Source organism: Haloarcula regularis (genome assembly GCF_029338315.1).
Classification (GTDB): domain Archaea; phylum Halobacteriota; class Halobacteria; order Halobacteriales; family Haloarculaceae; genus Haloarcula; species Haloarcula regularis.
Map to the genome: position 1 here is coordinate 1,104,894 of NZ_CP119794.1, position 26,879 is coordinate 1,131,772.

The window sequence follows — 26,879 nt, forward strand, 5'->3', positions numbered from 1 at the left end:
CCTCGTTAGGTATCCGCTATTTTATCGTCGCGTGCCTTGACGGGAGTAGTCATAATGCATATTCTCCTCTTCGGTGCAACCGGCCGGGTCGGGAGCGAGGTCCTCGATCGGGCCCGGTCTCGGGGGCACGACGTGACCGCGTTCGTCAGGGACCGCCGGTCGGTGCCCGCGGACGTCTCGACCGTCGTCGGCGACGTCCTCGACATCGAGGCGGTGATGGAGGCCGTGCCGGGTCACGACACCGTCTGCAGCGCGCTGGGCCCCGGTGAGGACGACGACGTGTCGGTCGTCGACGAGGGGCTGGCGAACGTCGTCCAGGCGATGGAGCGAGCGGCCGTCGACCGACTGGTCGCCGTCGGCGCCGACGGCATCCTCCAGGCAACGCCGGCGCGCCTCAGACTCGAGACACAGGAGTTCCCCGACGAGATGCGCCCGCTGGCGGAGGCCCACTACCGGGCGTTCAAGACGGTCCGCGAGTCCGCGCTCGACTGGACGCTGGTCTGCCCGCCGCTGATGCCCGACGGCGCGATGACGAACCACTACCGGACGGCGACGAACTACCTCCCGGACGGCGGCCAGTCGATACGCGTCGGCGACATCGCCGCCTTCGTCTACGAGGAACTGCTGGCCGACGAGCACGTCCGCGAACGGGTCGGGATCGCCTACTGAGCGGCCAGCGCGTACCCCTCGCCGTCGGCGGTCAGGAGATCGAAGATGACCCCCCACTCCAGCAGGTTCGCCACCCGCTCGCGCCAGACGGCCGTCCAGTCTGCGTGCCGGTTGCGCTCCCAGGGCGGAATCTCGTCGCGAACCGCCGCGAACGTGCCCTCGACGTCCAGCGGACCGTCTTCGAGCGCCCCGAGGAGTTCCGCGACCAGGAAGACCTGCTGTCGGAACGCCGCCCCCGCCTGCTCGCGGTCGAGCGATCGCTGGGTGCGGTAGTAGCCACGCTCGGACTCGGCGACGAGGTCCAGCGCCTGGAGGAAGGTGAGCAGCGTCCGGGCCTCGTCCCGAGTGCCACAGTCGGTGGCCTGCTGTATCGCCCGACAGCAGTCCGCCTCGGGTTCGGGCACTAGCGGGATCGCCGCGCGGGCGTCGGCCAGGACCGCGAGCGACCGGGCCGGCGGGGCCACCTTGTAGCGCACGGTTACAGGTCGAAACTCTCGGCCAGCACGTCCTCGCTGGTGTCGCCGACGACGTGGGTGTCGCCGCCGACGACGTCGACGGTCACCTGCGCGGGCGCGAACAGCTCGACGGGGAGGTCCTCGAAGGCCCAGTCGGCGTCCTCGAAGACGGCCTCGAGCGGTTCGGCGTACTCCACGGCCGCGATGGAAGCCACCTCGTCGAACCGGTCGAACGGTTCGTCGACGGTCAGGTGGACCTCGGCGCCGTAGGCCAGAGCGTCGGTGGTCCGCGCCATCGCCGTCGCCTCGTCGCCGGCCACCGGCGCGACCGGCGCACGGGCGTTGGCCGACAGCACGGAGACGGGGTCGAAACCGAGCTCGGAGAGACGGAAGACGGCGAGTTCGGCGGCCCGCGCGGCCGCGACGACGCTCCCGGTGAGACTCGCCGTCGAGAACGCCGGGAGGAAGACGCTCGTCTCCGGGACGCCGGTCCGCTCGGCGACCTGTGCGGCGACGTCGGCGTCGGGCAACCGGTCCGTCTCGACGGCGAGGACGGCGAAGTCGGCCGCCTCGCGGTAGCCGACGCGCTGGTAGACGTCCTCCTCGGCGACGAGCGCGCGGGCGGGGCCGCTCCCCAGGCCCTCGAAATCGTCGGTGCTGAGCTCCCACCCGCCCTTCTGTGAGCACAGCAGGGCGAGCGCGGGGTGGTCGGTCGACAGTTCGACGTGGGGCAGCGGGGCGCCCGCGACGCCGTCCATCGTCGTCTGGATCGTCGCCAGTCCAGCGGTCTGAATCTCCGCGAGCAGCATGCCGGCCTCGACGGCCCCGGCACCTCGACCCCGAAGTCGAGGACGGCCGCGTCGCCCTCCAGCGCGTGGACGTCGATGGTGAGTTCGTCCGCGAAGTCGATGGCCTCGTCGACGAGTTCCGTGGCCATGCGGTTGAGACTGTCCATGTCGCCGGGGTCGGGAGCGACGGATAAACAACTTCGCTTCTGGGGAGTCGCCAGGATGACGGCCGGTCCCGGGTCGACGGGGGCGCCAGCCGCCTCACTCGCCCGAGCGCCGGGCCTCGCGGCCCAGTTCCGCCTCGACGGCGTCGACTTTCTCGCTGGCCCGCTGGTCGACGCCGCGCTTGTCGTCGATCTTCAGGAACGTCTCGACCCGGTCGGCCCGCGCACCGACCGCCTCGTGGGCGGCGTGGGCGGCCGCGAACAGTTCCTCGCTGTCGTCGGCCTCGATAATCGTTCCCATCGGCGTCGTCTCGTACGCGACGTCGAAGGCCTCCAGCGCCGCGACGGCGTCGGCGACGTACGGCGCCATGCTCTCTTCGACGACCGGTGCGACCGAGAGGAACCCGATGCAGGTCATAGTGGGACGTACCGGCCAGACTGGCAAAAGTGGTGGTCGTCCGTAGTGGCGGTTCACGTTTCGTCTCGCGCGCACGTTACCGCGACTCTCAGTCGTCGGTACCCGGGACGCCATCGGTGACGTCCCTGACGGCGGCCGGCGGGCGGTAGTCCCAGTACTCCGAGACGGCGGTCACCACGACGAACACGGCGACCAGCGCGCCGGCGACGAGTGCCGAGTCACCCGGGTCGAGGACGTCGAGCGTCCGGTGGAACCAGAACAAATCGGCGACCCACGAGTCGTGAAAGGCCGAAAGCGTCGGGCCGGCGACCGGGGCAATCTGCTGGAGGTCGGGGATCATCGCCAGGCTGCCGCCCAGGAGAACGACCGTCCGCGGGAACGGGACGCGAGCCCCGAAGAGGACGACGAGCACCGTGGTGAGCGTCGCGCCGAGAGCGAAGTGACCGATTGCGAGGACCATCTACCGGACCGATAGGTCCAGCGACGGTTTATACTGCCCGCTGGGTGCAAGGAGGGCGTTCGCCGAGTGAATCCCACTCGGACTTCGGTGCCCGGACCGACCCGTATAATTATGCACCTACGAGATCGATACTACAAATCAGATGGGATAGTTCGGGCGGGGACGGAGAGGAAGAGACGCCGTCCAGTGGGGTGGGCCCCGAAGATGCCGCGGCACCGATAGCCGGCGACGACCTCGAGTCGGTGCTTTCGAGGGTCGACGACGCGGTGTTCATCTTCTCGGTCGAACGGGACCAGGGGGAGGTCTCGTTCAGGTTCCAGTGGAACAACGCTGCCCACGAAGCGATTACCGGCATGACGGTCGCAGAATATGGCGGCCTCCACCCCGAGGAGTACCTGGGTGAGGAGATGGGCGCGGAGGTCACGGCCAACTACCTGGAGTGCGTGGAACGGCGTGACACGATTGTCTACGAGGAGACCCTCGTGCACGAACACGGCCAGGTCAGATGGCACACGAAACTGACCCCCGTCATCGAGGACGATAGGGTGGTCCAGATAATCGGCGTGTCGAGAGACATCACCGACCGGATGGCGCGGTCGAAGCACCTCCGGGTCGTCGACCGGGTCTTTCGACACAACGTTCGCAACATCGTGAATGTGATCGTGGGGCAGGCCGAGTACGTAGCGGCGACCGCGGAACCGCCGGTCGCGAACGGTGCAACCCAGATCGTCGACTCCTCGGAGGACCTCTTGGAAACGAGCCAGAAAGCCCACCAGAGAACGGAGATCATACTCGAGGAGTCCCCTGTAAAGCCAATCCGCATCGACCTCCTCCTGGAGGAAGCATTGAGCGAGGTGTCCTCGATGGCCCGTGACGCAGCCATCTCGGTGACGTCGCCCCGGCCAGTCGCCGTCGAAGCGTCGCCGCGTCTCTCCGATGCGGTAGTCGAACTCGTCCAGAACGCTGTCGTTCACCACGACCGAGGGTCCCCATCCATCGAGGTGGACGTGAGGATTCAGGACTCGACGGTCGAACTGGAGGTTCGCGACGACGGGCCTGGGATTCCCGAGACCGAACGGAAGATTCTGGTCGAGGGACGACCACCCCGTGGACTCGCCCACGGCATCGGACTCGGGATGTGGATGGTGTACTGGATCGTCCAACGGTCGAACGGCGATATCAGCGTGTCAGACCGGGAACCACGAGGTTCGGCCGTGACGATGTGCCTCCCGCGACGGCTCGAGGACCCGGCGAGCCGCCCAGAATCGTAGGCATCGACCACGCTCGGGCCTGCCAGGGAGCGTTGCGACTGAGAAGGTTCGAATCCGGGACCGATCCGCCTCGATACACCACCCGCTTCGCTCGTCGATAAGCGTCGCCAGAAGTGCGCTGGGCGGGAATTGAACCCGAGACAAATCCTCGCTCCGCTCGGATTTCCGTGATTCAAATCCAGAGCGACGACACGGCAGTCGGGACGCGACGCGATGAAACGCGTCGCTCGGAAGTTAACTGAAGAGAAGTGCGCTGGCTGGGGTTTGAACCGGAGCAAGAAATGCTCGCTCACGAGTTCGCTGCGCGTTCCTTGCAGGGCTCAAATCCCAGTGCGAGTTTGCGACTCACGAATGACGAGCACGCGCTACGCGACGCTCGTCAGGATGGTTCGTCGTAGAAGTGCGCTGGCTGGGATTTGAACCCAGGTTGTGACCATGGCAAGGTCACGTGATACCACTACACTACCAGCGCCCTGTTGCAATCAAACCTGGCGAGGGTGACAGTAAGCCTTCCGTTTTCCAGGGCAAATCGTGGGACACGAGGGCATTCACACCGGGTGTAAACGGGTTGCAACCGTGTGGTTCGTATACAGTCCCCAACGTTTCGAAAGCGGCAAACCCCGTGTGAGCGATTCACGCCCAGCGGACCCTGACGACCCATGTGAACGCGTCGCACCGCGCGCGTGAAGCGGGGTCTTTTTAAGCGAGGAGGGGGGACATATCGGCACAGTCTAGTGGCGCGACGTGGAAGCGTCACGGCATGACGACCAGCGTACTCGTGCCGTCTTCCCTCACACGGGAAGCCGAGGACAGACGCGAGGCAACTCGCAAGCTCGGATACGTGGCCCGTGCGGCCACGGTCTTCCGGGCAGATCGGCTGACAGTGTTCCCCGACCCAGCGGGCGAGGGGAAGTTCGAAGACGGGTTCGTCGAAACCGTGCTGCGGTACGCCGCGACGCCCCCGCACCTCCGAAAGGAGATGTGGGATAAGCGGGACGAACTGGAGTACGTCGGCGTCCTGCCGCCGCTCCGCGTGCGTTCACAGACCGGCTCCGGATCCGAGGGTTCGGGGTCGTTAAGACAGGGAATCGTGACCGAGGTCGGAGCTGATGGGCGCGTTCGGGTCAATTGCGGACTGCAACACCCGATCTCCCTCCCCGTTCCAGACGGAATGGACGCGGGCGAGGGGGAGCGCGTGACCGTCAGGGTCTCTTCGCGACGGCCGGTCCGGGCGAAACTCGTCGACGCACCCGTAGCCGGGTACGACGTGGACGCCGCGGACCTCGATACGGCGCTCTCGCGTGCCGACGCCGGACTCACTATCGCGTCATCGCGGTACGGTGAGCCGGTGTCGACGCGCCGACTGGCCCAGGTGGTCAGTCGGCGTGACTCCGAGGGCGGTATGACAGTCGCCTTCGGCGCACCCGAGCGCGGGTTGCCGGCGATACTCGACGTGGACCCGGACTCCGTCGCAAGCGACCGGACAGGAGACGAGCCCGCAGGGTTCGACCTCTGGCTGAATACGGTTCCGAACCAGGGCAGCGAGGTCGTGCGAACTGAAGAAGCGATGTTCGCCTCCCTCGCCTGTCTAACCCTCACGGAGTAAACGAATGCCACAACCAAGCAGACCACGCAAAGGCTCGCTGGGCTTTGGCCCGCGCAAGCGCTCGACGAGCGAGACGCCTCGCTTCAACAGTGGCCCTCTGACGACGGCCAGCCGGGCGTCCAGGGGTTCGCCGGCTACAAGGCGGGCATGACACACGTCGTGCTCGTCAACGACGAACCCAACTCCCCCCGCGAGGGGATGGAGGAGACCGTCCCGGTGACGGTCGTCGAGACGCCGCCGATGCGCGCCGTCGCCCTGCGTGCCTACGAAGACACGCCATACGGCAAGCGTCCGCTGACGGAGGTCTGGACCGACGAGTTCCACGCGGACCTCGACCGGACCCTGAACCTGCCGGAGGACCACGACCCGGACGCTGCAGAGGAACAGATCCGCGACGCACTCGCGGCCGGCAACCTGGGAGACGTGCGTCTCATCACGCACACCGTCCCCGACGCCGTCCCGAGCGTCCCGAAGAAAAAGCCCGACGTGATGGAGACTCGCGTCGGCGGCGGCTCCCTGGATGACCGCCTCGACTACGCGCTGGACCTCGTCGCCGAGGGCGGCGAGCACGCCATGAACGACGTCTTCCGCGCCGGCGAGTACGCCGACGTGGCCGGCGTCACGAAGGGGAAAGGCACCCAGGGCCCCGTCAAGCGATGGGGCGTCCAAAAGCGAAAGGGCAAGCACGCCCGCCAGGGCTGGCGCCGACGCATCGGCAACCTCGGCCCGTGGAACCCATCGCGTGTGCGCTCGACTGTTCCCCAGCAGGGGCAGACGGGCTACCACCAGCGCACCGAGCTGAACAAGCGCCTCGTCGACATCGGCGAGGGCGACGACGCCACCGTCGACGGCGGCTTCGTCAACTACGGCGAGGTCGACGGCCCGTTCACGCTCGTGAAGGGCTCGGTTCCCGGTCCGGACAAGCGTCTCGTGCGCTTCCGGCCCGCGGTGCGTCCGAACGACCAGCCGCGCCTCGACCCCGAGGTGCGCTACGTCTCTACGGAGTCGAACCAGGGATAACCCATGCAGGCAACACTATACGACCTGGACGGCGAGGCCGACGGCGAGATCACCCTTCCGGACGTCTTCGAGACGCCGGTTCGGGCCGACCTCGTCGCCAAGGCAGTTCGCGCCGCCCAGGCAAACCGCAAACAGGACTACGGCGCCGACGAGTACGCCGGCCTCCGCACGCCGGCCGAGTCGTTCGGTAGCGGTCGCGGGCAGGCCCACGTGCCAAAGCAGAACGGCCGTGGCCGCCGCGTCCCGCAGACGGTGAAGGGCCGACGCGCCCACCCACCGAAAGCCGAGACGGACCGCTCGAAGGACATCAACGACAAGGAACGCCAGCTGGCCGTCCGATCGGCGCTGGCCGCGACGACCGACGCCGAACTCGTCGCCGAACGCGGTCACGAGTTCGACCGCGACGAGGTGCCCGTCGTCGTCACCGACGACTTCGAGGACCTCGTGAAGACGCAGGAGGTCGTCGACGTCCTGGAGGCGCTGGGCATCCACGCCGACATCGAGCGCGCCGACGAGACCAAGATCAAGGCCGGACAGGGGAAGGCCCGCGGGCGCAAGTACCGCCGGCCCTCCTCGATCCTCTTTGTCACCAGCGAGGAACCGTCGCGGGCCGCCCGCAACCTCGCCGGTGCCGACGTCGCCACCGCTCGCGAGGTCAACGCGGAGGACCTCGCGCCCGGCGGCCAGCCCGGTCGCCTCACCGTGTTCACGAAGTCCGCCGCCGTGGAGGTGGCCGACCGATGAGCGTCGACGTCATCAAGTACCCGTACGTCACGGAGAAGGCCATGAACGACATGGACTTCCAGAACAAGCTCCAGTTCGTCGTCGCCGACGGGGCCACGAAGGCCGAGGTCGCCGACGCCGTCGAGCAACAGTACGAGGTCACCGTCGACGACGTGAACACGCAGAACACGATGGACGGCCTCAAGAAAGCCGTCGTCCGCCTCTCCGAGGACGACGACGCGCAGGAAGTCGCCTCCAGAATCGGGGTGTTCTAACGATGGGACGACGAATCCAAGGACAACGACGCGGCCGCGGGTCGCCCACGTTCCGGGCGCCGTCGCACCGCTACAAGGCAGACCTGGCGCACCGCAAGGTCGAGGACGGCGACGTCGTCGCCGGTACGGTGGTCGACATCGAACACGACCCCGCCCGCTCGGCGCCGGTCGCCGCCGTCGAGTTCGAGGACGGCGATCGTCGACTCGTGCTGGCGCCGGAAGGCGTCGGCGTGGGCGACGAACTGCAGGTCGGCGTCAGCGCCGAGATCGCCCCCGGGAACACGCTCCCGCTCGCGGAGATCCCCGAGGGGGTCCCGGTCTGTAACGTCGAAGGCAGCCCCGGTGACGGCGGCAAGTTCGCCCGCGCGTCGGGCGTCAACGCCACGCTGCTCACCCACGACCGCAACGTCGCGGTCGTGAAGCTCCCCTCCGGGGAGATGAAGCGGCTCGACCCGCAGTGCCGCGCCACCATCGGCGTCGTCGCCGGTGGCGGTCGGACTGACAAGCCGATGGTCAAGGCCGGGAACAAGTACCACAAGATGAAAGCCCGCGGGACGAAGTGGCCGAACGTCCGTGGTGTCGCGATGAACGCCGTCGACCACCCCTTCGGTGGTGGCGGCCGACAGCACCCCGGCAAGCCCAAGTCCGTCTCGCGCAACACACCGCCGGGTCGCAAGGTCGGGGACATCGCCTCGAAGCGGACCGGCCGAGGTGGTAACGAATGAGTTCAGAGTATCAAATCGGCCACGAAGGAGAGTTCTCCTTCCGCGGCCACACGCTCGACGAGCTGCAGGACATGGAGCTCGACGAAGTCGCGGAACTGCTCCCCGCACGCCAGCGGCGAAGTATCACACGCGGCCTGACCGAGGAGAAACACAAGCTCCTGGAGAAGGCACGCGACGCCGAAGAGGAGGCGACAGCCAACAATCCTATCCGGACGCACCTGCGCGACATGCCGGTGCTCCCGGTGATGGTCGGGCTGACCTTCGCCGTCCACAACGGCCAGGACTTCGAGCGCGTCAAGGTCGAGCCGGAGATGCTCGGGCACTACCTCGGTGAGTTCCAGCTCACCCGTACCTCGGTCGAACACGGGCAGGCCGGTATCGGGGCGACCCGCTCCTCGAAGTTCGTACCGCTCAAATAACTATGGGAATCAGCTACTCAGTCGACGCCGACCCGGAGACCACCGCGAAAGCGATGCTTCGGGAACGGCAGATGAGCCACAAGCACAGCAAGGCCATCGCCCGGGAGATCAAGGGCAAGACGGCCGGCGAGGCCGTCGAGTTCCTCGAAGCAGTCATCGAGGGCGACCAGCCGGTCGCGTTCAAGCAGCACAACTCGGGCGTCGGCCACAAGAGCAAGGTCGACGGGTGGGACGCCGGACGCTACCCACAGAAGGCCAGCGAGGCCTTCATCGACCTGCTCGAGAACGCCGTCGGCAACGCCGACCACCAGGGATTCGACGGTGAATCCATGGAGATCATGCACGTCGCCGCCCACAAGGTCGGCGAACAGCAGGGTCGCAAACCGCGCGCGATGGGCCGGGCCTCCGCCTGGAACACGCCGCTGGTCGACGTCGAACTCATCCTAGAGGAGGTCGAGGAATAATGGCCGACGAACTCCAGTTCATCGAGGACGGCCTCCAGCGGACCCAGATCGACGAGTTCTTCGCGGACGAACTCGGTCGCGCCGGCTACGGCGGCATGGACGTCGCCAAGACGCCGATGGGGACCCAGATCGTCCTCAAAGCCGAGAAGCCAGGGATGGTCATCGGCAAGGGCGGGAAGAACATCCGGAAGATCACGACGGAACTCGAGGAGCGGTTCGACCTCGACGACCCGCAGATCGACGTCCAGGAAGTGGACGAACCGGACCTCAACGCCCGCATCGTCGCGGACCGACTGGCAAACGCCCTCGAGCGTGGCTGGTACTTCCGCAAGGCGGGCCACACCACCATCGACCGCATCATGGAGGCCGGCGCGCTGGGTGCCGAGATCGTCCTCTCCGGGAAGGTCACGGGCGCCCGCTCGCGCGTCGAGAAGTTCAACCGCGGCTACATCAAGCACAACGGCGAACCCGCCGAGGAGATCGTCGACAGCGGCGTCGGCGTCGCGGTGATGAAGCTGGGCACCATCGGTGTCCGGGTCAAGATCATCCCGCCCAACGCCGAGCTGCCCGACGACTTCGAGATCTACGACGACGTCGAGGTCGAGGACTACGTCGCCGACACCGACGGCGAGAGCGTCGAGGAGCTCCTCGAGGGCGAACCCGAGGACGCCGAGACGACCGAGGTCGGCGGCGAACCCGACGACGGCGTCGAACCCGACGAGGCCGCCGCGGCCGTCGACGAAGAGGTCATCGAGGAAGACGTCGAGGTCCCCACCGACGAGGACGTCGAGGACGTCGACGTCGACGAGCTCGAGGCCGCCGTCGACGAGGAACTCGACGAGGACACCGCCGCGGAGGCGGAGGAACTGATGGACGAGATGGACGAGGCAGACGACGAGGAGGGTGACGACGAATGACCGTCCTCCACGTCCAGGAGGTCCGCGACATGACCCCCGCCGAACGCGAGGCGGAGCTCGAGGACCTCAAGACCGAACTGCTGAACGCCCGCGCCGTGCAGGCGGCGGGTGGCGCCCCGGACAACCCGGGCCGCATCAGCGAGCTGCGACGAGCCGTCGCCCGCATCAAGACGATCCAGCGGGAAGAAGGCGACCTGCAGGAGGACGAATAATGCCACTGACACCCGAGACGCTCCCGCGGCACGAACTCGTCGGCCTCGACGTCGAGGTCGTCGCGGCGTCCAGCCCGGACGTCGTCGGCATCGGCGGCCGGGTCGTCGGCGAGACGACCCAGACGCTGGCCATCGAGGGGGCAGACCGGGTGTGGCACGTGCCGAAGGACAATGCGACGTTCGCGTTCGAACTGGAGACCGGTGAGACAGTCCGGGTCCAGGGCGAGCGCATCGTCGCCCGTCCCGCTCGACGCACAGAGAACACAGGAGATTCACAATGGCGCTAGGACTGAACGTACAGGAACCGGAGGAGACCTGTGCCGACCAGCACTGTCCGTTCCACGGAGCACTCTCCGTGCGCGGCCAGACGCTGAACGGCGAGGTCGTCTCCACCGACATGCAGAAGACCGTCGTCGTCGAGCGCGAGTACGACGTGAAGGTGCCCAAATACGACCGCTACATGAAGCGGCGGAGCCGGATTCCGGCCCACGCACCCGAATGTCTCGAGCTCGAAGTCGGCGACACGGTCACAGTAGCAGAGTGTCGACCGCTCTCGAAGACAAAGAGCCACGTCGTCGTCGGCGTGGTCGCGGACGAACAGGACGGTGATGCCTGATGGAGGCGCTCGGCGCCGACGTCACGCAGGGCCTAGAGAAGGGCTCGCTCATCACGTGTGCCGACAACACGGGTGCACGCGAGCTCAAGGTCATCTCCGTCCACGGTTACTCGGGGACGAAGAACCGTCACCCGAAGGCTGGCCTGGGCGATAAGATCACGGTGTCGGTCACCAAGGGGACGCCCGAGATGCGTCGCCAGGTGCTCGAGGCCGTCGTCGTCCGCCAGCGAAAGCCCATCCGCCGACCCGACGGCACCCGCGTCAAGTTCGAAGACAACGCGGCCGTCATCGTCGACGAGAACGAGGACCCCCGCGGGACCGAACTCAAGGGGCCCATCGCTCGGGAAGTCGCAGAGCGGTTCGGAAGTGTCGCGTCCGCCGCGACGATGATCGTATAGAACCATGACAGAGCAACCACACAAACAGCGAACGAATCAACGACGCGCCTCGCTGCACGAGAAGCACAAGCAGGTGCGGGCGACGCTCTCGGACGAACTCCGCGAGGAGTACGGCCAGCGCAACGTCCGCGTCAACGCCGGTGACACGGTGGAAGTGCTTCGCGGCGACGACGCCGGCGAAGAGGGCGAAGTCCTCGAGGTCGACCTCAAGAAGGCCGTCATCCACGTCGAGGGCGTGACCCTCGAGAAGACGGACGGCGAAGAGGTCCCCCGGCCGCTCGATTCCTCTAACGTGCGGGTCACCGACCTGGACACCGAGGACTCGAAGCGAGTCGTGCGTCTCGAATCGGAGGATGATTCCGCATGAGTAACCACCAGAAACGCCTCTCGGTGCCAAACAGCTGGCCCGTAGAGCGCAAGACAGCCACGTTCACGGTCAAGGCCGGCGCCGGCCCGCACGGCGAGTCGGGGGTCCCCCTGCTCATCGTCCTGCGGGACGTGCTCGGCTACGTCGACAACCGCAAGGAAGCGCGCTACGCGCTCAACAACGACAACGTGCTCATCAACGGCACGGCCGTCTCCGACGAGGAGCGCCCCGTCGGGATGTTCGACATCCTGGCCTTTACCGAGCGCGAGGAGTACTACCGGGTCTTCCCCGGCGAGGGCGGTCGACTGGCGCTGACGGCCATCGAGGCCGACGCCGCCGAGTCCAAGCTGGGCAAGATCGTCACCAAGACGCAGGTCGCCGGTGGCGACATCCAGCTGGGCCTCCACGACGGCGAGACGCTCGTCGTCGAGGACGGCGACGCCTACTCCGGCGGCGACTCCATCGTCGTCGACAACGAGTCCGGCGACGTCGTCGCCCACTTCGAGTACGAGGAGGGTGCGCTGGTGACGGCCGTCGAGGGCTCCCACGCCGGCGAGATCGGCACCGTCGACGAGATCCAGGTCACGCCCGGCTCCGCACAGAACAACGTCCTGGTCGCCCAGGAGGACGGCGACGGCTTCGAGACCATCGAGGAGTACGTCGTCGTCATCGACGAGAACTTCACGGGCGACGACAAGGAGGGTGACGACGAATGAGCTCGGAGACCGAATCAGGCGCCGACTTCCACGAGATGCGCGAACCGCGCATCGAGAAGGTCGTCGTCCACATGGGCATCGGCCACGGTGGCCGCGACCTGGCCAACGCCGAGGACATCCTCGGCGAGATCACGGGTCAGACCCCCGTCCGGACGAAGGCAAAGCGGACCGTCGGCGAGTTCGACATCCGCGAGGGCGACCCCATCGGCGCGAAGGTCACGCTGCGTGACGACGTCGCCGCCGAGTTCCTCGAGACCGCGCTGCCGCTTGCCGACCTCACGTCGTCGCAGTTCGACGACACCGGCAACTTCAGCTTCGGCGTCGAGGAACACACGGAGTTCCCGAGCCAGGAGTACGACCCGAACATCGGAATCTACGGGCTGGACGTGACGGTCAACCTCGTCCGCCCCGGCTACCGCGTCGCCAAGCGTGACAAGGCCTCGCGATCGATTCCCTCGAACCATCGACTCAACCCGTCGGACGCCGTCGCGTTCGTCGAGTCGACCTTCGACGTGGAGGTGAGCGAATGAGCGAAAGTGAAACCCAGGACGAGCCCGACACAGAGGCAGAGCGGACCGGCCAGCTCGAGTCCTGCCAGCGCTGCGGGCGCCAGCAGGGACTCGTCGGCAAGTACGACATCTGGCTGTGTCGCCAGTGCTTCCGCGAGATCTCGCGGGGAATGGGCTTCAAGAAGTACAGCTAACAATGACAGGAAACGACCCATTCGCCAACGCGCTGTCGGCCATCAACAACGCCGAGAGCGTCGGGCATCTGGAGCAGACGGTATCGCCCGCCTCGAACGAAATCGGCGCCGTCCTCGAGGTCTTCTACGACCGCGGGTACATCGACGGGTTCACCTTCGTCGACGACGGCAAAGCCGGCGAGTTCGAGGTCGAACTGAAAGGTGCCATCAACGAGTGTGGCCCGGTCAAGCCCCGCTATTCGGCGGGCGCCGACGAGTTCGAGAAGTGGGAGAAGCGCTACCTCCCCGCCCGTGACTACGGGACGCTCGTCGTCACGACCAGCCACGGCATCATGAGCCACTACGAGGCCCGCGAAGAGGGCGTCGGTGGCCAGGTCATCGCGTACGTGTACTAACAATGCCACGAGTAGAACTGCAGATTCCGGAGGACGTGTCCGCCGAGATGGACCACCTCGACGTCACCGTCGACGGTCCCAACGGCACAGTCACACGTCGGCTCTGGTACCCCGACATCGACGTCTCCGTCGAAGACGGCGCGGTCGTCATCTCCTCGGAAGAGGACGACGCCAAGACGATGTCGACGATGGGTACCTTCGAGAGCCACATCGAGAACATGTTCCACGGCGTGACCGAGGGCTGGGAGTACGAGATGGAAGTCTTCTACTCTCACTTCCCCATGCAGGTCAACGTCGAGGGTGACGAAGTCGTCATCGAGAACTTCCTCGGCGAGAAGGCCGCCCGTCGCACGACGATCCACGGCGACACCGAGGTCCAGATCGACGGCGAGGAACTCACCCTGACGGGCTCGGACATCGAGGCCGTCGGCCAGACCGCCGCGGACATCGAACAGCTCACCCGCGTCAACGACAAGGACGTCCGGGTGTTCCAGGACGGGGTGTACATCACCCAGAAACCCAACCGAGGTGACGCCTGATGGCAGACGACGAATCCAACGACGAGTTCGAGGACCTCACCGAGATCAGCGGCGTCGGTGACGCGAAGGCCGACGCGCTGCGCGAGGCCGGCTTCGAGACGGTCGACGACGTCCGCCGCGCAGAGCAGTCCGAACTGGCCGAGGCGGAGGGCATCGGTAACGCGCTCGCCGCCCGCATCAAGGCCGACGTCGGCGGCCTCGAGGTCGCCGAGGAGGCCGAGGCCGAGGTCGAAGACGAGACCGAAGCGGAGGAACCCGCCGAGGACGTGGAGACGGAACTCCAGCCCCGCGGGCTCGCCGACAAGACGCCGGACTTGGACGACGAGGAAGCCCGGCTCCTGGCCCAGCGCCACCGGGTCGGCAAGCCGAAGTTCAACCGGCAGGACCACCACAAGAAAGCGCGTCTCGACCTCGTGGCGCCGCCCCCGCGGCCAGCTGTCGAAGCAGCGCCGCGGCATCAAGGGCAAGGGCGACACCGTCGAGGCGGGCTTCCGTTCGCCGACGGCCGTCCGCGGCAAGCACCCCTCGGGCTTCGAGGAGGTCCGCGTCCACAACGTGGCCGACCTCGAGGGCGTCGACGGGGACCGCGAGGCCGTCCGTATCGCCTCGAAGGTCGGCGCTCGCAAGCGCGAGCGCATCGAGGAGGAGGCGGAGGCCAAGGGCATCCGCGTCCTCAACCCCACCTACGTCGAAGTGGAGGTGAGTGAGTGATGACGAACCTGAAAGCACAGAAGCGACTCGCCGCGGACATCCTCGACGTCGGGAAGAACCGACTGTGGTTCGACCCCGAGCGCCAGGGTGACATCGCAGACGCGATCACCCGCGATGACATCCGCGAACTGGTCGACGAGGGCGCCATCACGGCGAAAGACGCGAAGGGCAACTCCCGTGGCCGCGCACGCGAACGGGCACAGAAGCGTTCCTACGGCCACCAGAAGGGAGCCGGCTCCCGCAAGGGCAAGGCCGGCGCCCGGAACAACGAGAAGGCGGACTGGACGTCGCGCATCCGCGCCCAGCGCTCGACGCTGCGCGACCTGCGCGACGACGGCACGCTGTCGAAATCCGAGTACCGCGAGCTCTACGACATGGCTGGCGGTGGCGAGTTCGACAGCGTGGCGGACCTCGAACGTTACATCGAAGCAAACTACGGTGACGAATAATGGCGACAGGACCACGATACAAGGTGCCGATGCGGCGACGCCGCGAGGCCCGAACCGATTACCATCAGCGGTTGCGCCTGCTGAAATCCGGCAAGCCCCGCCTCGTTGCTCGAAAGAGCAACAAGCACGTCAGGGCGCAGCTGGTGACCCTCGGGCCCGAGGGCGATCGAACGCTCGCGTCCGCACAGTCGGGCGACCTCGAAGAGTACGGCTGGGAGGCGCCGACGGGCAACATGCCCGCGGCCTACCTCACCGGCCTGCTCGCGGGGCTTCGCGCGCTGGACGCGGGCGTCGAGGAAGCGGTGCTCGACATCGGCCTCAACTCCCCGACACCCGGAAGCAAAGTTTTCGCAATACAGGAAGGCGCCATCGACGCCGGCCTGGACATCCCCCACAACGACGACGTGCTCGCCGACTGGCAGCGCACGCGCGGTGGCCACATCGCCGAGTACGCCGAGCAGCTGGACGAACCGCTGTACAGTGGGGACTTCGACGCAACGGACCTCCCGGAACACTTCGACGAGGTCCGGGAGACGCTACTGGAAGGTGACATCGAACTATGAGCGCTGACAACGGCTGGGAACCCCGCACACGCCTCGGCAAGCAGGTCGCCGAGGGCGAGATCGACTCCATGCAGGACGCTCTCAACTCGGGGCTTCCCCTGAAAGAATCGGAAGTCGTCGACCAGCTCGTTCCCGACCTGGAAGACGAGGTGCTGGACATCAACATGGTCCAGCGGATGACCGACTCCGGCCGGCGGGTGAAGTTCCGCTGTGTCGTCGCAGTCGGCAACCGCAACGGACTGGTCGGCTACGCCGAGGGGCGTGACGACCAGGTCGGCGGGGCCATCCAGAAGGCGATCGACATCGCGAAGCTGAACATCATCGACGTCTCCCGTGGCTGTGGGTCCTGGGAGTGTGGCTGTGGCCGTCCGCACACGGTCGCGCTGCGCACCGAGGGCAAGGCCGGGAGCGTCGAGGTCGAGCTCCAGCCCGCCCCGCGCGGCCTGGGGCTCGCGGGCGGGGAGACCGTCCGCAAGGTGCTCGAACTCGCCGGCATCGAGGACATCTGGACCCGCTCGTCGGGCAACACCCGCACGACGGTCAACTTCGCGAAGGCGACGTTCAACGCACTTCAGAACACGGCCGAAGCCCGTGTGCCCGAACGAACCTTCGAGAAACGTGAGGTGATCGAGTGATGCACGCACTGGTCCAGCTCCGTGGCGACGTCAACATGGATACCGACATCCACGACACGCTGAAGATGCTGAACATCCACCACGTGAATCACGCGACCCTCGTCCCCGACACGGACACCTACCGCGGCATGGTGTCGAAGGTCAACGACTACGTGGCCTTCGGCGAGCCCAGCCAGGAGACCCTCGAACTGCTCTTAGAGACGCGTGCCGAACCCGCCGAGGGTGACGACGACGTCGACGACGAGTGGGTCGCCGAGAACACCGACTACGACGACATCGCCGGGCTGGCGTGGGCGCTCATCTCCGAGGAGACGACCCTGCAAGAGCAGGGCCTCTCGCCCACGCTCCGTCTGCACCCGCCGCGGGGCGGCCACGACGGGATCAAGCACCCGGTCACGGAGGGCGGCGAACTCGGCCGCCACGACTCCGAGGACATCGACGACCTCCTGGAGGCGATGCGATAATGACGAGCAAGAAACGACGACAGCGCGGCTCGCGCACGCACGGCGGCGGCTCGCACAAGAACCGACGCGGGGCTGGTCACCGCGGTGGTCGCGGGGCCGCCGGCCGCGACAAGCACGAGATGCACAATTACGAACCGCTCGGCAAGAGCGGCTTCAAGCGCCCACAGAAGGTCCAAGAAGAGGTCGCGACGGTCGACGTCCGCGAGCTCGACGAGGACGCGGCGCTGCTGGCCGCCGACGGCGTCGCCGAAGAGGACGGCGACGGCTACCGTATCGACGTCCGCGACGTGGTCGACGACGGCCACGACGTCGACGTCGTGAAGGTGCTCGGCGCCGGCCAGGTTCGCAACGAGCTCACGCTGGTCGCGGACGACTTCTCCGAGCAGGCGACGGAGAAGGTTGAAGCGGCTGGGGGCACAACCGAACTGACCGAACGCGGCCAGGAGCGCCAGGCCGCCGACGCGGACGCGGATGCAGACGCGGACGACGAGGAATAACGACCCATGACTTGGAAGGACACCGCCGAACCGCTGCTCGTCCGGATGCCAGCAGTCCGCCGCCCGGAGAAACACATCCCGTTCAAGCGCAAGCTGACGTGGACCGGGGGCGTGTTGCTGCTGTATTTCTTCCTGACGAACGTCGCGCTGTTCGGCCTCGACATCGACCAGAGCCAGGCGGTCTTCGGGCGCTTCGCCTCGATTCTCGCCTCCGGACAGGGGAGCATCATGCAACTGGGTATCGGGCCCATCGTCACCGCCTCCATCGTGTTGCAGCTGCTCGGCGGTGCCGACCTGCTCGGCCTGGACACGCAAAACGACCCGCGTGACCAGGTCCTCTACCAGGGCCTCCAGAAGCTGCTCGTGATCGTGATGATCTGCCTGACCGGCCTGCCGATGGTCTTCGCCGGCAGCTTCCTGCCGGCGGACCCGGCCGTCGCGCAGTCGCTGGGCATCGGCACCGCCGGCGTCCAGTGGCTCATCTTCGCCCAGATCTTCGTCGGCGGTGTCCTCATCCTCTTCATGGACGAGGTCATCTCCAAGTGGGGCGTCGGCTCCGGTATCGGGCTGTTCATCGTCGCCGGCGTCAGCCAGCGGCTACTGGGCGGCCTGCTGACGACGCCGGTCATCGGCGGCCAGAGCGGCATCATCCACACCTGGTTCCTCTTCATCACCGGCCAGCAGTCCACCGGCCCGGTGCTCGCACTGGAAGGGCTCCAGACCATCATCCTCGGCCAAGGGCGCATCCTCGCGCTCATCACCACCGTCCTCATCTTCGCGGTGGTCGTCTACGCCGAGTCGGTCCGCGTCGAGATCCCGCTCTCGAACGCCCGGGTCAAGGGCGCGCGCGGTCGCTTCCCCGTGAAGCTCATCTACGCCAGCGTCCTGCCGATGATCCTCGTCCGGGCGCTCCAGGCCAACATCCAGTTCCTGGGGCGCATTCTGGACGCTCAGCTTGCGTCAATGCCCGCGTGGCTAGGGACCTACTCGAACGGCCAGCCCACGGGTGGGCTGTTCTACTTCCTGGCCCCCATCCAGAGCCCCCAGCAGTGGATGTGGTGGCTCGAGTCGGCCAGCCAGCCCGTCTGGCAGATCCTCATCCGCATCGGGGTCGACCTGACGTTCATGCTCGTCGGCGGCGCCATCTTCGCCGTCTTCTGGGTCGAGACCACCGACATGGGCCCCGAGGCCACGGCCAAACAGATCCACAACTCCGGGATGCAGATCCCCGGGTTCCGCCAGAACGTCGGCGTCATCGAGAAGGTCTTGGAACGGTACATCCCGCAGGTGACCATCATCGGCGGCGCGCTCGTGGGCCTGCTCGCCGTCCTGGCGAACATGATGGGCACCATCGGCGGTGTCTCCGGAACTGGGCTGCTGCTGACGGTCTCAATCACGTACAAGCTGTACGAGGAGATCGCCGAGGAGCAGCTGATGGAGATGCATCCGATGATGCGCCAGATGTTCGGCTGAGTGTGTTCGCTCTGTAAACACACTTCTCTACCCCCGGTAATTCTTTCAAGCTCCTCCCTGAACAGGGGTGTACGGCTTCCGGTTCTTCGAACGACGACGAACCCTCTCCGCATATCCGCATCCGTATCGATCCCGAGCACAAGCGAGAGTGGCTCGAATACGTCGAGGAATCCCGGCATTCGACGATGACCGACCTGATCAAGACCGCCGTCGGCAACACGATCAAGGGGAAGTGGGTGCTCAAGAACCACGAGGACGACGAGCAGTCGGTCCCCGACAAACTCACAGAGTCGCTCGACACCATCCACGAACGACTAGAGGCGGTCGAGACGCAACTCGACGACGCGACACTTGGCGACGCAGAGCCAGAAGAAATTGACGAGCAGGAACTCCTCCGTATCGCCCATCGCTGCCACGATGTATTGCCGGTCGTCGAGGACGAGGAACACCTAATCGCGTTTACCCCCTTATACAAGATCAAGCTCGAAGCCCATGAACGCCCGAAGTTGACTGGTACCGCTCAGGACATCAGCGCCCACATCGACGAATCGAGTTCGACAGTTCGACGCGCGCTCATCTACCTGGAGCGACAGCCGACGGTGAACGTCGAAAGCGTCATCGACGAGGGGACGCGTCGCTGGTACGAAGTCGATCCGACCGCCGAAAGCAGCGTTCCCGACGAGATGGACCTCCGTGCGACACTGGAAGAATCGTCCGAGGTCGACAACATGGACGAAGCCCTCGAATTCGTCGAGGGCTCGAAAGTTCCCGAACCGGACAAGGAGGGTGACTTCTGATGGAACGGCAGGACAACGTCAGTTCGGGTCGAAACGCGAACTGGACGAGTACCAGGAGCTGTTCGACGATTATGCTGGATGGCTCACAGCCTTCGTGGACAAGGACACCACCATCACCCGTCGGAAGAAAGGAGCCGAAGCGTGGCTACATTGGTGTGCCGAAGAAGGCTACGACCCGCTGGAGGCCGACGAGGAGACCGTAGACGCGTTCGTCCACGCGATGGTCGGCGACGGCCTCGCCGAGACGACGATCTCGAACCGGTTCGCCTCTGTCAGTAAGTTCTACCACTGGATCTCGACCGACCCCGACAGACCGAACGACATCGAGAATCCCACGGCCGAGATTACGCTCCCCAATCAATACGACATCAGCAACAACGCCGCATACACGCGAATCCTGCATCGGGAAGGTCGGGAAGACATCATCGCCCCCGATTACGAGGAACTGAAGCCCTTGTTCGACCATCCGCCCGGAGCGACCGACTTCTCGAAGATACGAAACGAACTCGTCTGTCGGCTCTTCTGGCAGACAGGGTGCTGCTGCGCTGAAACGCGCAGCAGCGCCCGCCACACCCACATTTTCAGCCGGTCAAACGATTTGTAGATCGTGCTGTAGTCCGGCACATCGTCCCAATCTAAGCCGAGTGCTTCACGAATCTCGGCCATATACTTCAGCCGATTCGGCGTTTCACGGTAGCTGTGGCCTTCTTCGAGCCGAAAGCAGTGCAGAACGACGTGAACCCAGCGGGCGAACCCGCCGCTGGCGGGCTCGCCCGCGTCCTTCCCCAATGCTTGTTTAGCTAGCCGACGACAGTGCTCAACGAAGTCGAGGAGATCGATTTCCATGGACAGAGTCGAATTCCTCGGCTTCATCCTTCTAAACTACTGATATCGGCTGATTAGATCGCTATTCAACAGAGCAAAGTCACCCGGCTGGATGGTACCAGTACCTTCTTACAGGCTCTCGGGCAACGTCGGGATATATGCGGATTCTGAGAGTTGCGCAAAACCTCTATCCCGAGGTTCCCGGTGGTGGCAGCTACCACGTTCACGCGATGAGCCGGGATCAGGCTGCGATGGGCCACGACGTAACGGTGCTGACTGTCTCTGACGACGAGAGTTTGCCACGGCGGGAAGAGCGAGACGGATACACGATAGTACGCCGGTCGGCAACAGTCGAATTGCTAAACAACGAAATCTCACTGGGTATCGCGCGCTTTACAGACAGCGGGCAACTTCGACGTGATCCACGCTCACTCTCACCTTTACTTCTCCACGAATCTGGCGGCGTTGAACCGGGTACTGGATGGCGTTCCGCTGGCGATTACTAACCACGGACTCTATTCACAGAATGCCTTGGAGTGGCTGTTTGATTTGTACCTACGGACCGGTGGACGATGGACGTTCAACCAAGCAGACATAGTGTTTTGTTATACGCAAGAGGACAAAGAGCGGGTAAGGGATTTCGGCGTCACTTCGCCAATTGAGGTCATCGCCAACGGTGTCGACACGGATCGTTTTACTCCTGATGGGCCACCTAGTGAGCGGATTGACCATGAGGGGCCTGTGGTGTTATTCGTCGGTCGACTGGTCGAAGGGAAACGCCCACAGGATGCGGTTCGGGCGGTTTCGCGTCTTCCAACGAACACGAACGCGCGACTTTACGTCGTCGGCGACGGACCGATGCGACCGCAACTCGAAGAGATGAGCCATGACAGGGTGGAGTTTCTCGGGCGAGTTCCGTACAATGAGATGCCGGCCACGTATCGCGCTGCCGATGCGCTCTTATTGCCTAGCCGTGCCGAAGGTTTACCTCGGACAGTGCTGGAAGCGTTCGCGTCGGGTGTCCCGGTAGTATCGAGTTATTTGGAACACACTGCGCCGGTGGTTCAGCGGGCTGGCGAGACGGTAGCGATCGGTAATATCGAAGAGTATCAAGCCGCGCTGGAGCGGGTGCTTGACGAACCGGGTCTCGGGATGACCGGTCGCGATATCGCCGTTGAGGACTTTCGCTGGGATACTACCGTCGAACGGACCACAAAAGAACTCCAGGGACTACTGTAGATAGCCAAGCTCCTCAAGGCGAGATTTTGTATCGTCATCCATAGCCACCTCGTCCGCGTTCTTGGCGTGTTCGAATGAGTCCAGCCACTCGTCTAACTGTTGGTCGAGTTTAGCCACGACCTCTTGCTCTGCTTCGGCGATGTTGTCCGTTTCGTCAGGGTCAATCTTAACGTCATACAGTTCCTGTGAACCATCGGATCCACGAATGTATTTGTAGTGATCGGTGCGCAGCGCGCGCAGCGACCGGTCGTACATACGTACACTGTCCGTGAGTTCACCGACTCGTTTTTTTAGGGCACTCATAGAGGGCTGGGGAGCAAGGTACTCGGCTACGGCGAACTCGCGGGTCTCGTCGGCGTCAGGATGGAACGAGGTGCCCTGAAACTGCTTGAATGCCTCCGGTGCATCGATATTTAGTACGTCAAGGACAGTCGGTGGGATGTCGGTCAACTGGACGAGGTCATTGACGTCGCCACCGTCGAAAGGCCCGCCATGGATGAACAACGGGACGTGCAGGAGAGTGTCGTAGAGTGCGTACTGGTGGTCCATCAGACCGTGCTCCCCAATGTTCTCGCCGTGGTCACTCGTGACGAGGAACAGGGTATTTTCCCATTTGCCGGCGGCCTCTAGCGCGTCAACGAGTGTCGCAATCCGTTCGTTGAGGTAGGCAATTTCCGCCCTGTACAGCGACCGCAGAATCTCAAAGTCGTCGTCGGTCAGCTCAACTGTCCCGGTAATATACCCCCACGCGTCCTGTGAGACCGCCATCGCGTCGTCGTAGCTGATGCCGTCGGGGAGTTGCGCAACTGCGTGTTGTTTCGGCGGCCGATATTCGAGATGCGGCTCGAGATAGTTCACGAATAGAAAAAATGGTCGTCTGTCGTCTCTCGTGGACAACCATGACTCTATCCACTTGTTTGTACGGGCTGCCCCGTCGTCGTTAGCCTTCCTGAAGAACTGTCCATACGTCGCGTTCGCAAGATTCGTAATCGGGTTCCCATCGAAGATTGTCTTTACTGCCTGTGTGATTTTCGCTACCCCCTCTTCTTGTCGGGCAATTGTCCCGAAGTCGGTTTCTGATTGGATGTACTGCCAAGTCTTATAAAACGTCTCGAATCCTTGCTCGAAACCGAACTCCTCGCTGATCCAAGTGTTGTTCGAGACGGCGACTGTCTCGTGGCCATTCGCCGCTAACACCTCGGCTAGCGTGGTGACATCGGTTTCAAGTCTCTTGTGGCCCGCGTGAGCGCCGTGCTTAGACGGGTATGTTCCAGTAAATAGTGATCCGTGTGACGGCAGCGTCCAAGGTGCTGTCGCGAACGCATTCGTCAACATAGTCATGTCGGTCGACACCTCCGCTAGTGGTACATCGGCATCACCACCGATGTCGAAGCTACGGTGGCGGACAGTGTCCATAACGACCAGAACGACATTCATTTGTACCCGAGTGCCCGGAGCCGTTCAGAGACTCCTTCGCCATCCTCAAGATCTGGAATCTGGACGCTACTCGAGGTTTCTTCGATACTGTCGAGACGGGCTTGCAGTCGATCACGAAACCGGTCAACGATTTCTGGATTATCTGCGGCAACGTTTCTGTTTTCCGACGGGTCCACTCCAAGATCATACAGGAGGTGGTCATCGGTCTTGCCGTCGTAGATGTACTTCCACTGGTCCGTCCGAAACCCGAATCGGAGGGCGGTTTCTCCTCGCATTTCTTTCTCTGTTACGATGCAGTCGCACCCTGACTTGTCACCTCGAATTACGGGTAGTAGCGAGTTCCCAACCATTCGGGCCTCCATTTCTGCGGAAAGATCTGCATTGACAAGATCCAACATCGTCGGGAGGACATCGATCGTTCTTACAAGTTCATTGACAGTGGTTGGTTGTGGAACGTCGACGAATTCTGGGAAGCGTACGATGAGTGGAACATGTGTGAGTTCGTCGTATGGCAGGTTCCCGTGGCCATAACGACCATGTTCGAAGAATTCGTCGCCGTGGTCACTCACAATGACGACGGCGGTATTAGCGAGTTTGCCCTCCGCGTTTAGCTCGTCGAGGAACCGACCGATTTCGGCGTCAAGGTATTCCACCTCTTTCTTGTAGTTCCGCCGGAGTTCTTCGTGTTCCGTTTTGGTAACTTCGTCAGGTGATGTCACAGCAGCCTTTCGCCAGAGTCGTTCCGACTTGAACTTGTTCCGGTAGCTGAATTCGTCCCCAGGCAGGTACGGACCATGGACGTCCATGTACTGCGTCCAGAGGAACCATGGCTCTTCTCGAGATTGAATCCAAGACAGGAGGCTCGCGTTTATTTTCCCCGCTGGTTTATACGGCGTCCTCCGGAGGATTCGTGCGACCTTGTTTGCATACCGCAACAAATCGTCTGGGGCGTTCGTGACCAAGCCATCCGGATCATACGGAAGTATGTTCTCCTCAAACGTCTCGAAGCCGCGGTGGAAGTTTCTTAGACGCGAGACATTCGGGTTCGAGTGAATCGCCCCCGTCGCATAACCGTTGCGGCGGAACTCCTCGGCCATCGTCGGCTGACTCTCTTCCAGATACCAGTGACCTCCGTAGTCCAGCGGATATCGCCCAGTCAGTATCGCGGTCATTGACGGAGCGGTGCTGATACCCTGTGAGTAACAACTGTCGAACGTCACACCGGTATCAGCTAACTGGTCGAACGTCGGCGTCTCGAACTCCTCGGTAAAAACGCCATCATAGCGGAGAGAATCGATGGTGAGGAGAAGGACGTTGATATCAGTCATTAGGTACCCCTTTTCGATAGAGTGGATTAAGAGTTTCTCACCCTTGCTCGGGCCGCCTCAGGCCTGCGTTCACTCCCGGTACCCGAGTGCCTCAAGGTGTTCGGCTAGGGCCTCACGATCGTACCTGTCATTAGCAGATTCACTTGGCGGTTCAGCGATGACTTCCTTCCGCGGACCGTTCTGAGCGATGAACCACGGAACCTCGATGAGTTCGTCTATATAGACGCCGGCGTGGTGCCCGTAGTCGGTTAGCGGAATCGGTCGCATCCGTTCACCGAGCATCTCGCCGTGGTCGGCAGAGATAACCGTCTTCCCGGGCAGTTCTGCCAACAGTGTCTCCACTTCGTCCAGAACGAGATCCAGATTCTCGCGGTAAGCTCTGAGCAGTTCTTCGCGTGTCGGGTTCGTTTTTTTCACCGTGTCGATGAGACCACGGCCTGCGTCGAACCGCTCACGGCCATACGGTCCGATATATGGCTGATGAGGCTGCAGGTAGTGCACCATGAGTCGCTTGTTCGGGTAGGACTCGTGTGCAGCCAGCGCGTGTTCTGTCACTGTCTCCGGATGGGTCGTCAGGCCGTCTCCAGCGTCTCGCATCTCGCCCTCATGGAGCCCAATGAACGCGTGGACCTCGGCGTTAATCTCGTTACGAAGGTATGGATAATAAACATTCGCAGAGACGTAGACGACATCATGTAGCTGTCGGCCTGAGAAATTCCCGCGGACGAACTCTGAACTCGTGGCACCACGGGACTGTACCTTCGACAGGTCGCCAGGCAGGTCACAGGCCCGCTCGAACTCGTCGTAGCGGCAGGCGTCCAAGATCACGAGGTTGTCCCAGTCGGCCGCGAAGACATCGATCCCCTCTGGGTTGTGGTCGTGCAGGTTCAGCCGGTGGGCCCAGAGCCGGTTGGCCTCCCTGGCGAACCACTCCGGGTTGTCTAGAGCGGTCTGCAGGTCCGAGAGGGAATACATACTCGCCTTAGCAGAGATATCGATAAAAACGTGACGGTCCCCGTCGCGCACTCGGGTAATCCGCGTCCGGTCTGGGCACGGTGTGACTCGGGTTCGAACTGTGCGACCGACACCGAAACGTACAGATAGTTCCCGGCGAACCGGTCGTCCATGCACACGTTCGTCCGCATCCTCGTCGCCCTCATACTCGTCGCGGGGGTGTTCGGACTCGGGACTCACTACAGCACTCACCGGAGCGACCACTGGGAGTACCCGACCTACGAGGAACTCGACCGACAGCCCGGCGAGTACGTCGGCGAGCAAGTGTTCGTTCAAGGCGACGTCGTCGAGGTCGACGCGACTGTAGGCACCGGCTGGGTCAGGGTTATGTACGCCGGCGGTGCGTTCACCGCCACCGTCGACGGTTTCGACGCCAGCGTGCGACCCGGCGGCGTCGTGCAGGTTTACGGCGTATTCCGGCCCGGTCGCGCGGTCGCCGCCGAAACCGTCCGCGTTGTCAACCCCGCCGGCGCCTCCAAGGCGTACAAGTACGTCGTCTCCGCCGTCGGCGCGTTGTTTGTCCTTGCCCTCTTCTTCCGGTACTGGCGCTTCGACCTCCAGACGCTGACGTTCGAGGTGCGATAAGCCATGGCGGATCTTCTCACCCACGTCCTCGTGCCATACGTCGTCCTTACTGTCACGAGCTGGTGGGTCGAGGTCCCTCGCCAGTGGGTCGTTGTTGCCATGTGCGGAGCGGCGATACCCGACCTCGTGAAGGCCAAAATCGTCGTCTTCGGCCTCCTCGACGTGCGGTCGGTGTTCGGCGTCGACCTTGCGTTCGCCGGCTTCAATCGGCTCGGGGGCGCCCTCCTCTTGGCCGCTGCCGTCGCCGTGTTCTTCGGGGACCGCTGGCGGCGGGCCTACGCCTTCATCGCGTTCGGCGGGCTGTCGTCGCTGCTCGTCGACGGTTTGCGCGTCTACGCCGACGGGCGAGCCGACTTCTACCTCTACCCGCTCACCTGGTGGCGGCCGCCGACGCCCAGTCTCTACGTCACGTCCGACCCGCGGGTGCTCGGGACAGCGCTGACGGTGAGTATCGCCGTCTTCCTCGCCGACCGCTACCGGCGGCACGGCCGACTCCTGCCCGACGGCGAGGCGTCCGCGGCCGAGTGAACACGAGTCGACCC

35 protein-coding genes, 1 tRNA gene and 5 pseudogenes are annotated in these 26,879 nt (G+C 64.2%); 32 read left to right on the forward strand and 9 right to left on the reverse strand.

Going from position 1 to position 26,879, the window contains the following annotated elements; genetic code table 11:
• Window positions 1-54 precede the first annotated feature (54 nt).
• Window positions 55-669 (forward strand): NAD(P)-dependent oxidoreductase, encoded by a 615-nt coding sequence (locus P1N55_RS05970; protein ID WP_276278035.1) that lies wholly within the window; start codon window positions 55-57, stop codon window positions 667-669.
• Here P1N55_RS05970 and P1N55_RS05975 read toward each other — a convergent pair.
• The 4 genes and pseudogenes from P1N55_RS05975 to P1N55_RS05990 form a co-directional block, all read right to left on the reverse strand.
• The gene (locus tag P1N55_RS05975) at window positions 663-1,145 is read right to left on the reverse strand and encodes a hypothetical protein (protein WP_276278036.1); all 483 of its coding nucleotides are present in this window, start codon (window positions 1,143-1,145) and stop codon (window positions 663-665) included. The genes P1N55_RS05970 and P1N55_RS05975 overlap by 7 nt on opposite strands.
• A gap of 2 nt (window positions 1,146-1,147) precedes the next feature.
• Window positions 1,148-2,079, reverse strand: a pseudogene (gene mch / locus P1N55_RS05980) (methenyltetrahydromethanopterin cyclohydrolase).
• A gap of 94 nt (window positions 2,080-2,173) precedes the next feature.
• A complete protein-coding gene (locus P1N55_RS05985) occupies window positions 2,174-2,494 on the reverse strand; it encodes an MTH1187 family thiamine-binding protein (RefSeq protein ID WP_276278037.1) in 321 nt (106 codons plus the stop codon).
• 88 nt (window positions 2,495-2,582) lie between these two features.
• Entirely contained in the window at window positions 2,583-2,954 is a 372-nt protein-coding gene (locus tag P1N55_RS05990) for a hypothetical protein (protein ID WP_276278038.1), read from the reverse strand.
• A gap of 191 nt (window positions 2,955-3,145) precedes the next feature.
• On the opposite strand from P1N55_RS05990, the gene P1N55_RS05995 reads away from it, so the two are divergent.
• Complete coding sequence (locus P1N55_RS05995) at window positions 3,146-4,225, forward strand: PAS domain-containing sensor histidine kinase (protein WP_276278039.1); 1,080 nt, start codon at window positions 3,146-3,148, stop codon at window positions 4,223-4,225.
• Between the two features lie 401 nt (window positions 4,226-4,626).
• Here P1N55_RS05995 and P1N55_RS06000 read toward each other — a convergent pair.
• Window positions 4,627-4,697, reverse strand: a tRNA-Gly gene (locus P1N55_RS06000).
• A gap of 288 nt (window positions 4,698-4,985) precedes the next feature.
• On the opposite strand from P1N55_RS06000, the gene P1N55_RS06005 reads away from it, so the two are divergent.
• From P1N55_RS06005 to P1N55_RS06135, 27 genes and pseudogenes are all read left to right on the forward strand, one after another.
• Window positions 4,986-5,831 carry an RNA methyltransferase gene (locus P1N55_RS06005; protein WP_276278040.1) on the forward strand — a complete coding sequence of 282 codons (846 nt, stop codon included), beginning with the start codon at window positions 4,986-4,988 and terminating at the stop codon, window positions 5,829-5,831.
• Window positions 5,832-5,835: 4 nt separating this feature from the next.
• Window positions 5,836-6,851 (forward strand): annotated as a pseudogene (gene rpl3p / locus P1N55_RS06010) (50S ribosomal protein L3).
• Between the two features lie 3 nt (window positions 6,852-6,854).
• Window positions 6,855-7,595, forward strand: coding sequence for a 50S ribosomal protein L4 (rpl4p, locus tag P1N55_RS06015; protein WP_276278041.1), 741 nt, complete (start codon window positions 6,855-6,857; stop codon window positions 7,593-7,595).
• On the forward strand, window positions 7,592-7,849 hold the full coding sequence (locus P1N55_RS06020) for a 50S ribosomal protein L23 (RefSeq protein WP_276278042.1): 258 nt from the start codon (window positions 7,592-7,594) through the stop codon (window positions 7,847-7,849). Before rpl4p ends, P1N55_RS06020 begins: the two co-directional genes overlap by 4 nt.
• A gap of 2 nt (window positions 7,850-7,851) precedes the next feature.
• Window positions 7,852-8,574, forward strand: a complete 723-nt coding sequence (locus tag P1N55_RS06025; protein ID WP_276278043.1) for a 50S ribosomal protein L2 — start codon at window positions 7,852-7,854, stop codon at window positions 8,572-8,574.
• Window positions 8,571-8,993 (forward strand): 30S ribosomal protein S19, encoded by a 423-nt coding sequence (locus P1N55_RS06030; RefSeq protein ID WP_276278044.1) that lies wholly within the window; start codon window positions 8,571-8,573, stop codon window positions 8,991-8,993. The genes P1N55_RS06025 and P1N55_RS06030 overlap by 4 nt, the downstream gene beginning before the upstream one ends.
• Before the next feature lie 2 nt (window positions 8,994-8,995).
• On the forward strand, window positions 8,996-9,457 hold the full coding sequence (locus tag P1N55_RS06035) for a 50S ribosomal protein L22 (RefSeq protein ID WP_276278045.1): 462 nt from the start codon (window positions 8,996-8,998) through the stop codon (window positions 9,455-9,457).
• The gene (locus P1N55_RS06040) at window positions 9,457-10,374 is read left to right on the forward strand and encodes a 30S ribosomal protein S3 (RefSeq protein WP_276278046.1); all 918 of its coding nucleotides are present in this window, start codon (window positions 9,457-9,459) and stop codon (window positions 10,372-10,374) included. Before P1N55_RS06035 ends, P1N55_RS06040 begins: the two co-directional genes overlap by 1 nt.
• Entirely contained in the window at window positions 10,371-10,586 is a 216-nt protein-coding gene (rpmC, locus tag P1N55_RS06045) for a 50S ribosomal protein L29 (RefSeq protein ID WP_276278047.1), read from the forward strand. Before P1N55_RS06040 ends, rpmC begins: the two co-directional genes overlap by 4 nt.
• The gene (locus P1N55_RS06050; RefSeq protein WP_276278048.1) at window positions 10,586-10,873 is read left to right on the forward strand and encodes a ribonuclease P protein component 1; all 288 of its coding nucleotides are present in this window, start codon (window positions 10,586-10,588) and stop codon (window positions 10,871-10,873) included. The genes rpmC and P1N55_RS06050 overlap by 1 nt, the downstream gene beginning before the upstream one ends.
• A complete protein-coding gene (locus tag P1N55_RS06055) occupies window positions 10,864-11,202 on the forward strand; it encodes a 30S ribosomal protein S17 (protein WP_276278049.1) in 339 nt (112 codons plus the stop codon). Before P1N55_RS06050 ends, P1N55_RS06055 begins: the two co-directional genes overlap by 10 nt.
• Complete coding sequence (locus tag P1N55_RS06060) at window positions 11,202-11,600, forward strand: 50S ribosomal protein L14 (protein ID WP_276278050.1); 399 nt, start codon at window positions 11,202-11,204, stop codon at window positions 11,598-11,600. The genes P1N55_RS06055 and P1N55_RS06060 overlap by 1 nt, the downstream gene beginning before the upstream one ends.
• Window positions 11,601-11,604: 4 nt before the next feature.
• Complete coding sequence (gene rplX, locus P1N55_RS06065; RefSeq protein WP_276278051.1) at window positions 11,605-11,967, forward strand: 50S ribosomal protein L24; 363 nt, start codon at window positions 11,605-11,607, stop codon at window positions 11,965-11,967.
• Entirely contained in the window at window positions 11,964-12,683 is a 720-nt protein-coding gene (locus P1N55_RS06070) for a 30S ribosomal protein S4e (protein ID WP_276278052.1), read from the forward strand. The genes rplX and P1N55_RS06070 overlap by 4 nt, the downstream gene beginning before the upstream one ends.
• Window positions 12,680-13,213 (forward strand): 50S ribosomal protein L5, encoded by a 534-nt coding sequence (locus P1N55_RS06075; protein WP_276278053.1) that lies wholly within the window; start codon window positions 12,680-12,682, stop codon window positions 13,211-13,213. Before P1N55_RS06070 ends, P1N55_RS06075 begins: the two co-directional genes overlap by 4 nt.
• Window positions 13,210-13,386: a 30S ribosomal protein S14 gene (locus P1N55_RS06080; protein WP_276278054.1), complete on the forward strand. Its 177-nt coding sequence runs from the start codon at window positions 13,210-13,212 to the stop codon at window positions 13,384-13,386. Before P1N55_RS06075 ends, P1N55_RS06080 begins: the two co-directional genes overlap by 4 nt.
• Before the next feature lie 2 nt (window positions 13,387-13,388).
• Entirely contained in the window at window positions 13,389-13,781 is a 393-nt protein-coding gene (locus P1N55_RS06085) for a 30S ribosomal protein S8 (RefSeq protein ID WP_276278055.1), read from the forward strand.
• Between the two features lie 2 nt (window positions 13,782-13,783).
• Complete coding sequence (locus P1N55_RS06090) at window positions 13,784-14,320, forward strand: 50S ribosomal protein L6 (RefSeq protein ID WP_276278056.1); 537 nt, start codon at window positions 13,784-13,786, stop codon at window positions 14,318-14,320.
• A pseudogene (locus P1N55_RS06095) lies at window positions 14,320-15,031 on the forward strand (50S ribosomal protein L32e). Before P1N55_RS06090 ends, P1N55_RS06095 begins: the two are co-directional and overlap by 1 nt.
• Complete coding sequence (locus tag P1N55_RS06100; protein WP_276278057.1) at window positions 15,031-15,480, forward strand: 50S ribosomal protein L19e; 450 nt, start codon at window positions 15,031-15,033, stop codon at window positions 15,478-15,480. Before P1N55_RS06095 ends, P1N55_RS06100 begins: the two are co-directional and overlap by 1 nt.
• On the forward strand, window positions 15,480-16,043 hold the full coding sequence (locus P1N55_RS06105) for a 50S ribosomal protein L18 (protein ID WP_276278058.1): 564 nt from the start codon (window positions 15,480-15,482) through the stop codon (window positions 16,041-16,043). Before P1N55_RS06100 ends, P1N55_RS06105 begins: the two co-directional genes overlap by 1 nt.
• Window positions 16,040-16,678: a 30S ribosomal protein S5 gene (locus tag P1N55_RS06110; protein WP_276278059.1), complete on the forward strand. Its 639-nt coding sequence runs from the start codon at window positions 16,040-16,042 to the stop codon at window positions 16,676-16,678. The genes P1N55_RS06105 and P1N55_RS06110 overlap by 4 nt, the downstream gene beginning before the upstream one ends.
• Window positions 16,678-17,142, forward strand: a complete 465-nt coding sequence (gene rpmD, locus P1N55_RS06115) for a 50S ribosomal protein L30 (protein ID WP_276278060.1) — start codon at window positions 16,678-16,680, stop codon at window positions 17,140-17,142. The genes P1N55_RS06110 and rpmD overlap by 1 nt, the downstream gene beginning before the upstream one ends.
• A complete protein-coding gene (locus P1N55_RS06120) occupies window positions 17,142-17,639 on the forward strand; it encodes an uL15m family ribosomal protein (protein ID WP_276278061.1) in 498 nt (165 codons plus the stop codon). The genes rpmD and P1N55_RS06120 overlap by 1 nt, the downstream gene beginning before the upstream one ends.
• 6 nt (window positions 17,640-17,645) lie before the next feature.
• Window positions 17,646-19,112, forward strand: a complete 1,467-nt coding sequence (gene secY / locus P1N55_RS06125; protein ID WP_276278062.1) for a preprotein translocase subunit SecY — start codon at window positions 17,646-17,648, stop codon at window positions 19,110-19,112.
• Between the two features lie 185 nt (window positions 19,113-19,297).
• A complete protein-coding gene (locus P1N55_RS06130; RefSeq protein ID WP_276278063.1) occupies window positions 19,298-19,909 on the forward strand; it encodes a hypothetical protein in 612 nt (203 codons plus the stop codon).
• 94 nt (window positions 19,910-20,003) lie between these two features.
• Window positions 20,004-20,513, forward strand: coding sequence for a hypothetical protein (locus P1N55_RS06135; RefSeq protein ID WP_276278771.1), 510 nt, complete (start codon window positions 20,004-20,006; stop codon window positions 20,511-20,513).
• Here P1N55_RS06135 and P1N55_RS06140 read toward each other — a convergent pair.
• Window positions 20,408-20,755: pseudogene (locus tag P1N55_RS06140) on the reverse strand (transposase); the annotation flags it as partial. The gene P1N55_RS06135 and the pseudogene P1N55_RS06140 overlap by 106 nt on opposite strands.
• Before the next feature lie 137 nt (window positions 20,756-20,892).
• On the opposite strand from P1N55_RS06140, the pseudogene P1N55_RS06145 reads away from it, so the two are divergent.
• Window positions 20,893-21,973: pseudogene (locus P1N55_RS06145) on the forward strand (glycosyltransferase family 4 protein).
• On the opposite strand, the gene P1N55_RS06150 reads toward P1N55_RS06145, so the two are convergent.
• The 3 genes from P1N55_RS06150 to P1N55_RS06160 form a co-directional block, all read right to left on the reverse strand.
• Complete coding sequence (locus P1N55_RS06150; RefSeq protein ID WP_276278064.1) at window positions 21,965-23,410, reverse strand: sulfatase; 1,446 nt, start codon at window positions 23,408-23,410, stop codon at window positions 21,965-21,967. The pseudogene P1N55_RS06145 and the gene P1N55_RS06150 overlap by 9 nt on opposite strands.
• Complete coding sequence (locus P1N55_RS06155; protein WP_276278065.1) at window positions 23,407-24,738, reverse strand: sulfatase; 1,332 nt, start codon at window positions 24,736-24,738, stop codon at window positions 23,407-23,409. The genes P1N55_RS06150 and P1N55_RS06155 overlap by 4 nt, the downstream gene beginning before the upstream one ends.
• Window positions 24,739-24,807: 69 nt before the next feature.
• Window positions 24,808-25,713, reverse strand: coding sequence for an alkaline phosphatase family protein (locus P1N55_RS06160; protein WP_276278066.1), 906 nt, complete (start codon window positions 25,711-25,713; stop codon window positions 24,808-24,810).
• Between the two features lie 150 nt (window positions 25,714-25,863).
• Here P1N55_RS06160 and P1N55_RS06165 point away from each other — a divergent pair, with 150 nt between their 5' ends.
• Entirely contained in the window at window positions 25,864-26,337 is a 474-nt protein-coding gene (locus P1N55_RS06165) for a hypothetical protein (RefSeq protein WP_276278067.1), read from the forward strand.
• Window positions 26,338-26,340: 3 nt separating this feature from the next.
• Window positions 26,341-26,865 (forward strand): hypothetical protein, encoded by a 525-nt coding sequence (locus P1N55_RS06170; RefSeq protein ID WP_276278068.1) that lies wholly within the window; start codon window positions 26,341-26,343, stop codon window positions 26,863-26,865.
• The last annotated feature ends 14 nt before the right edge of the window (window positions 26,866-26,879 follow it).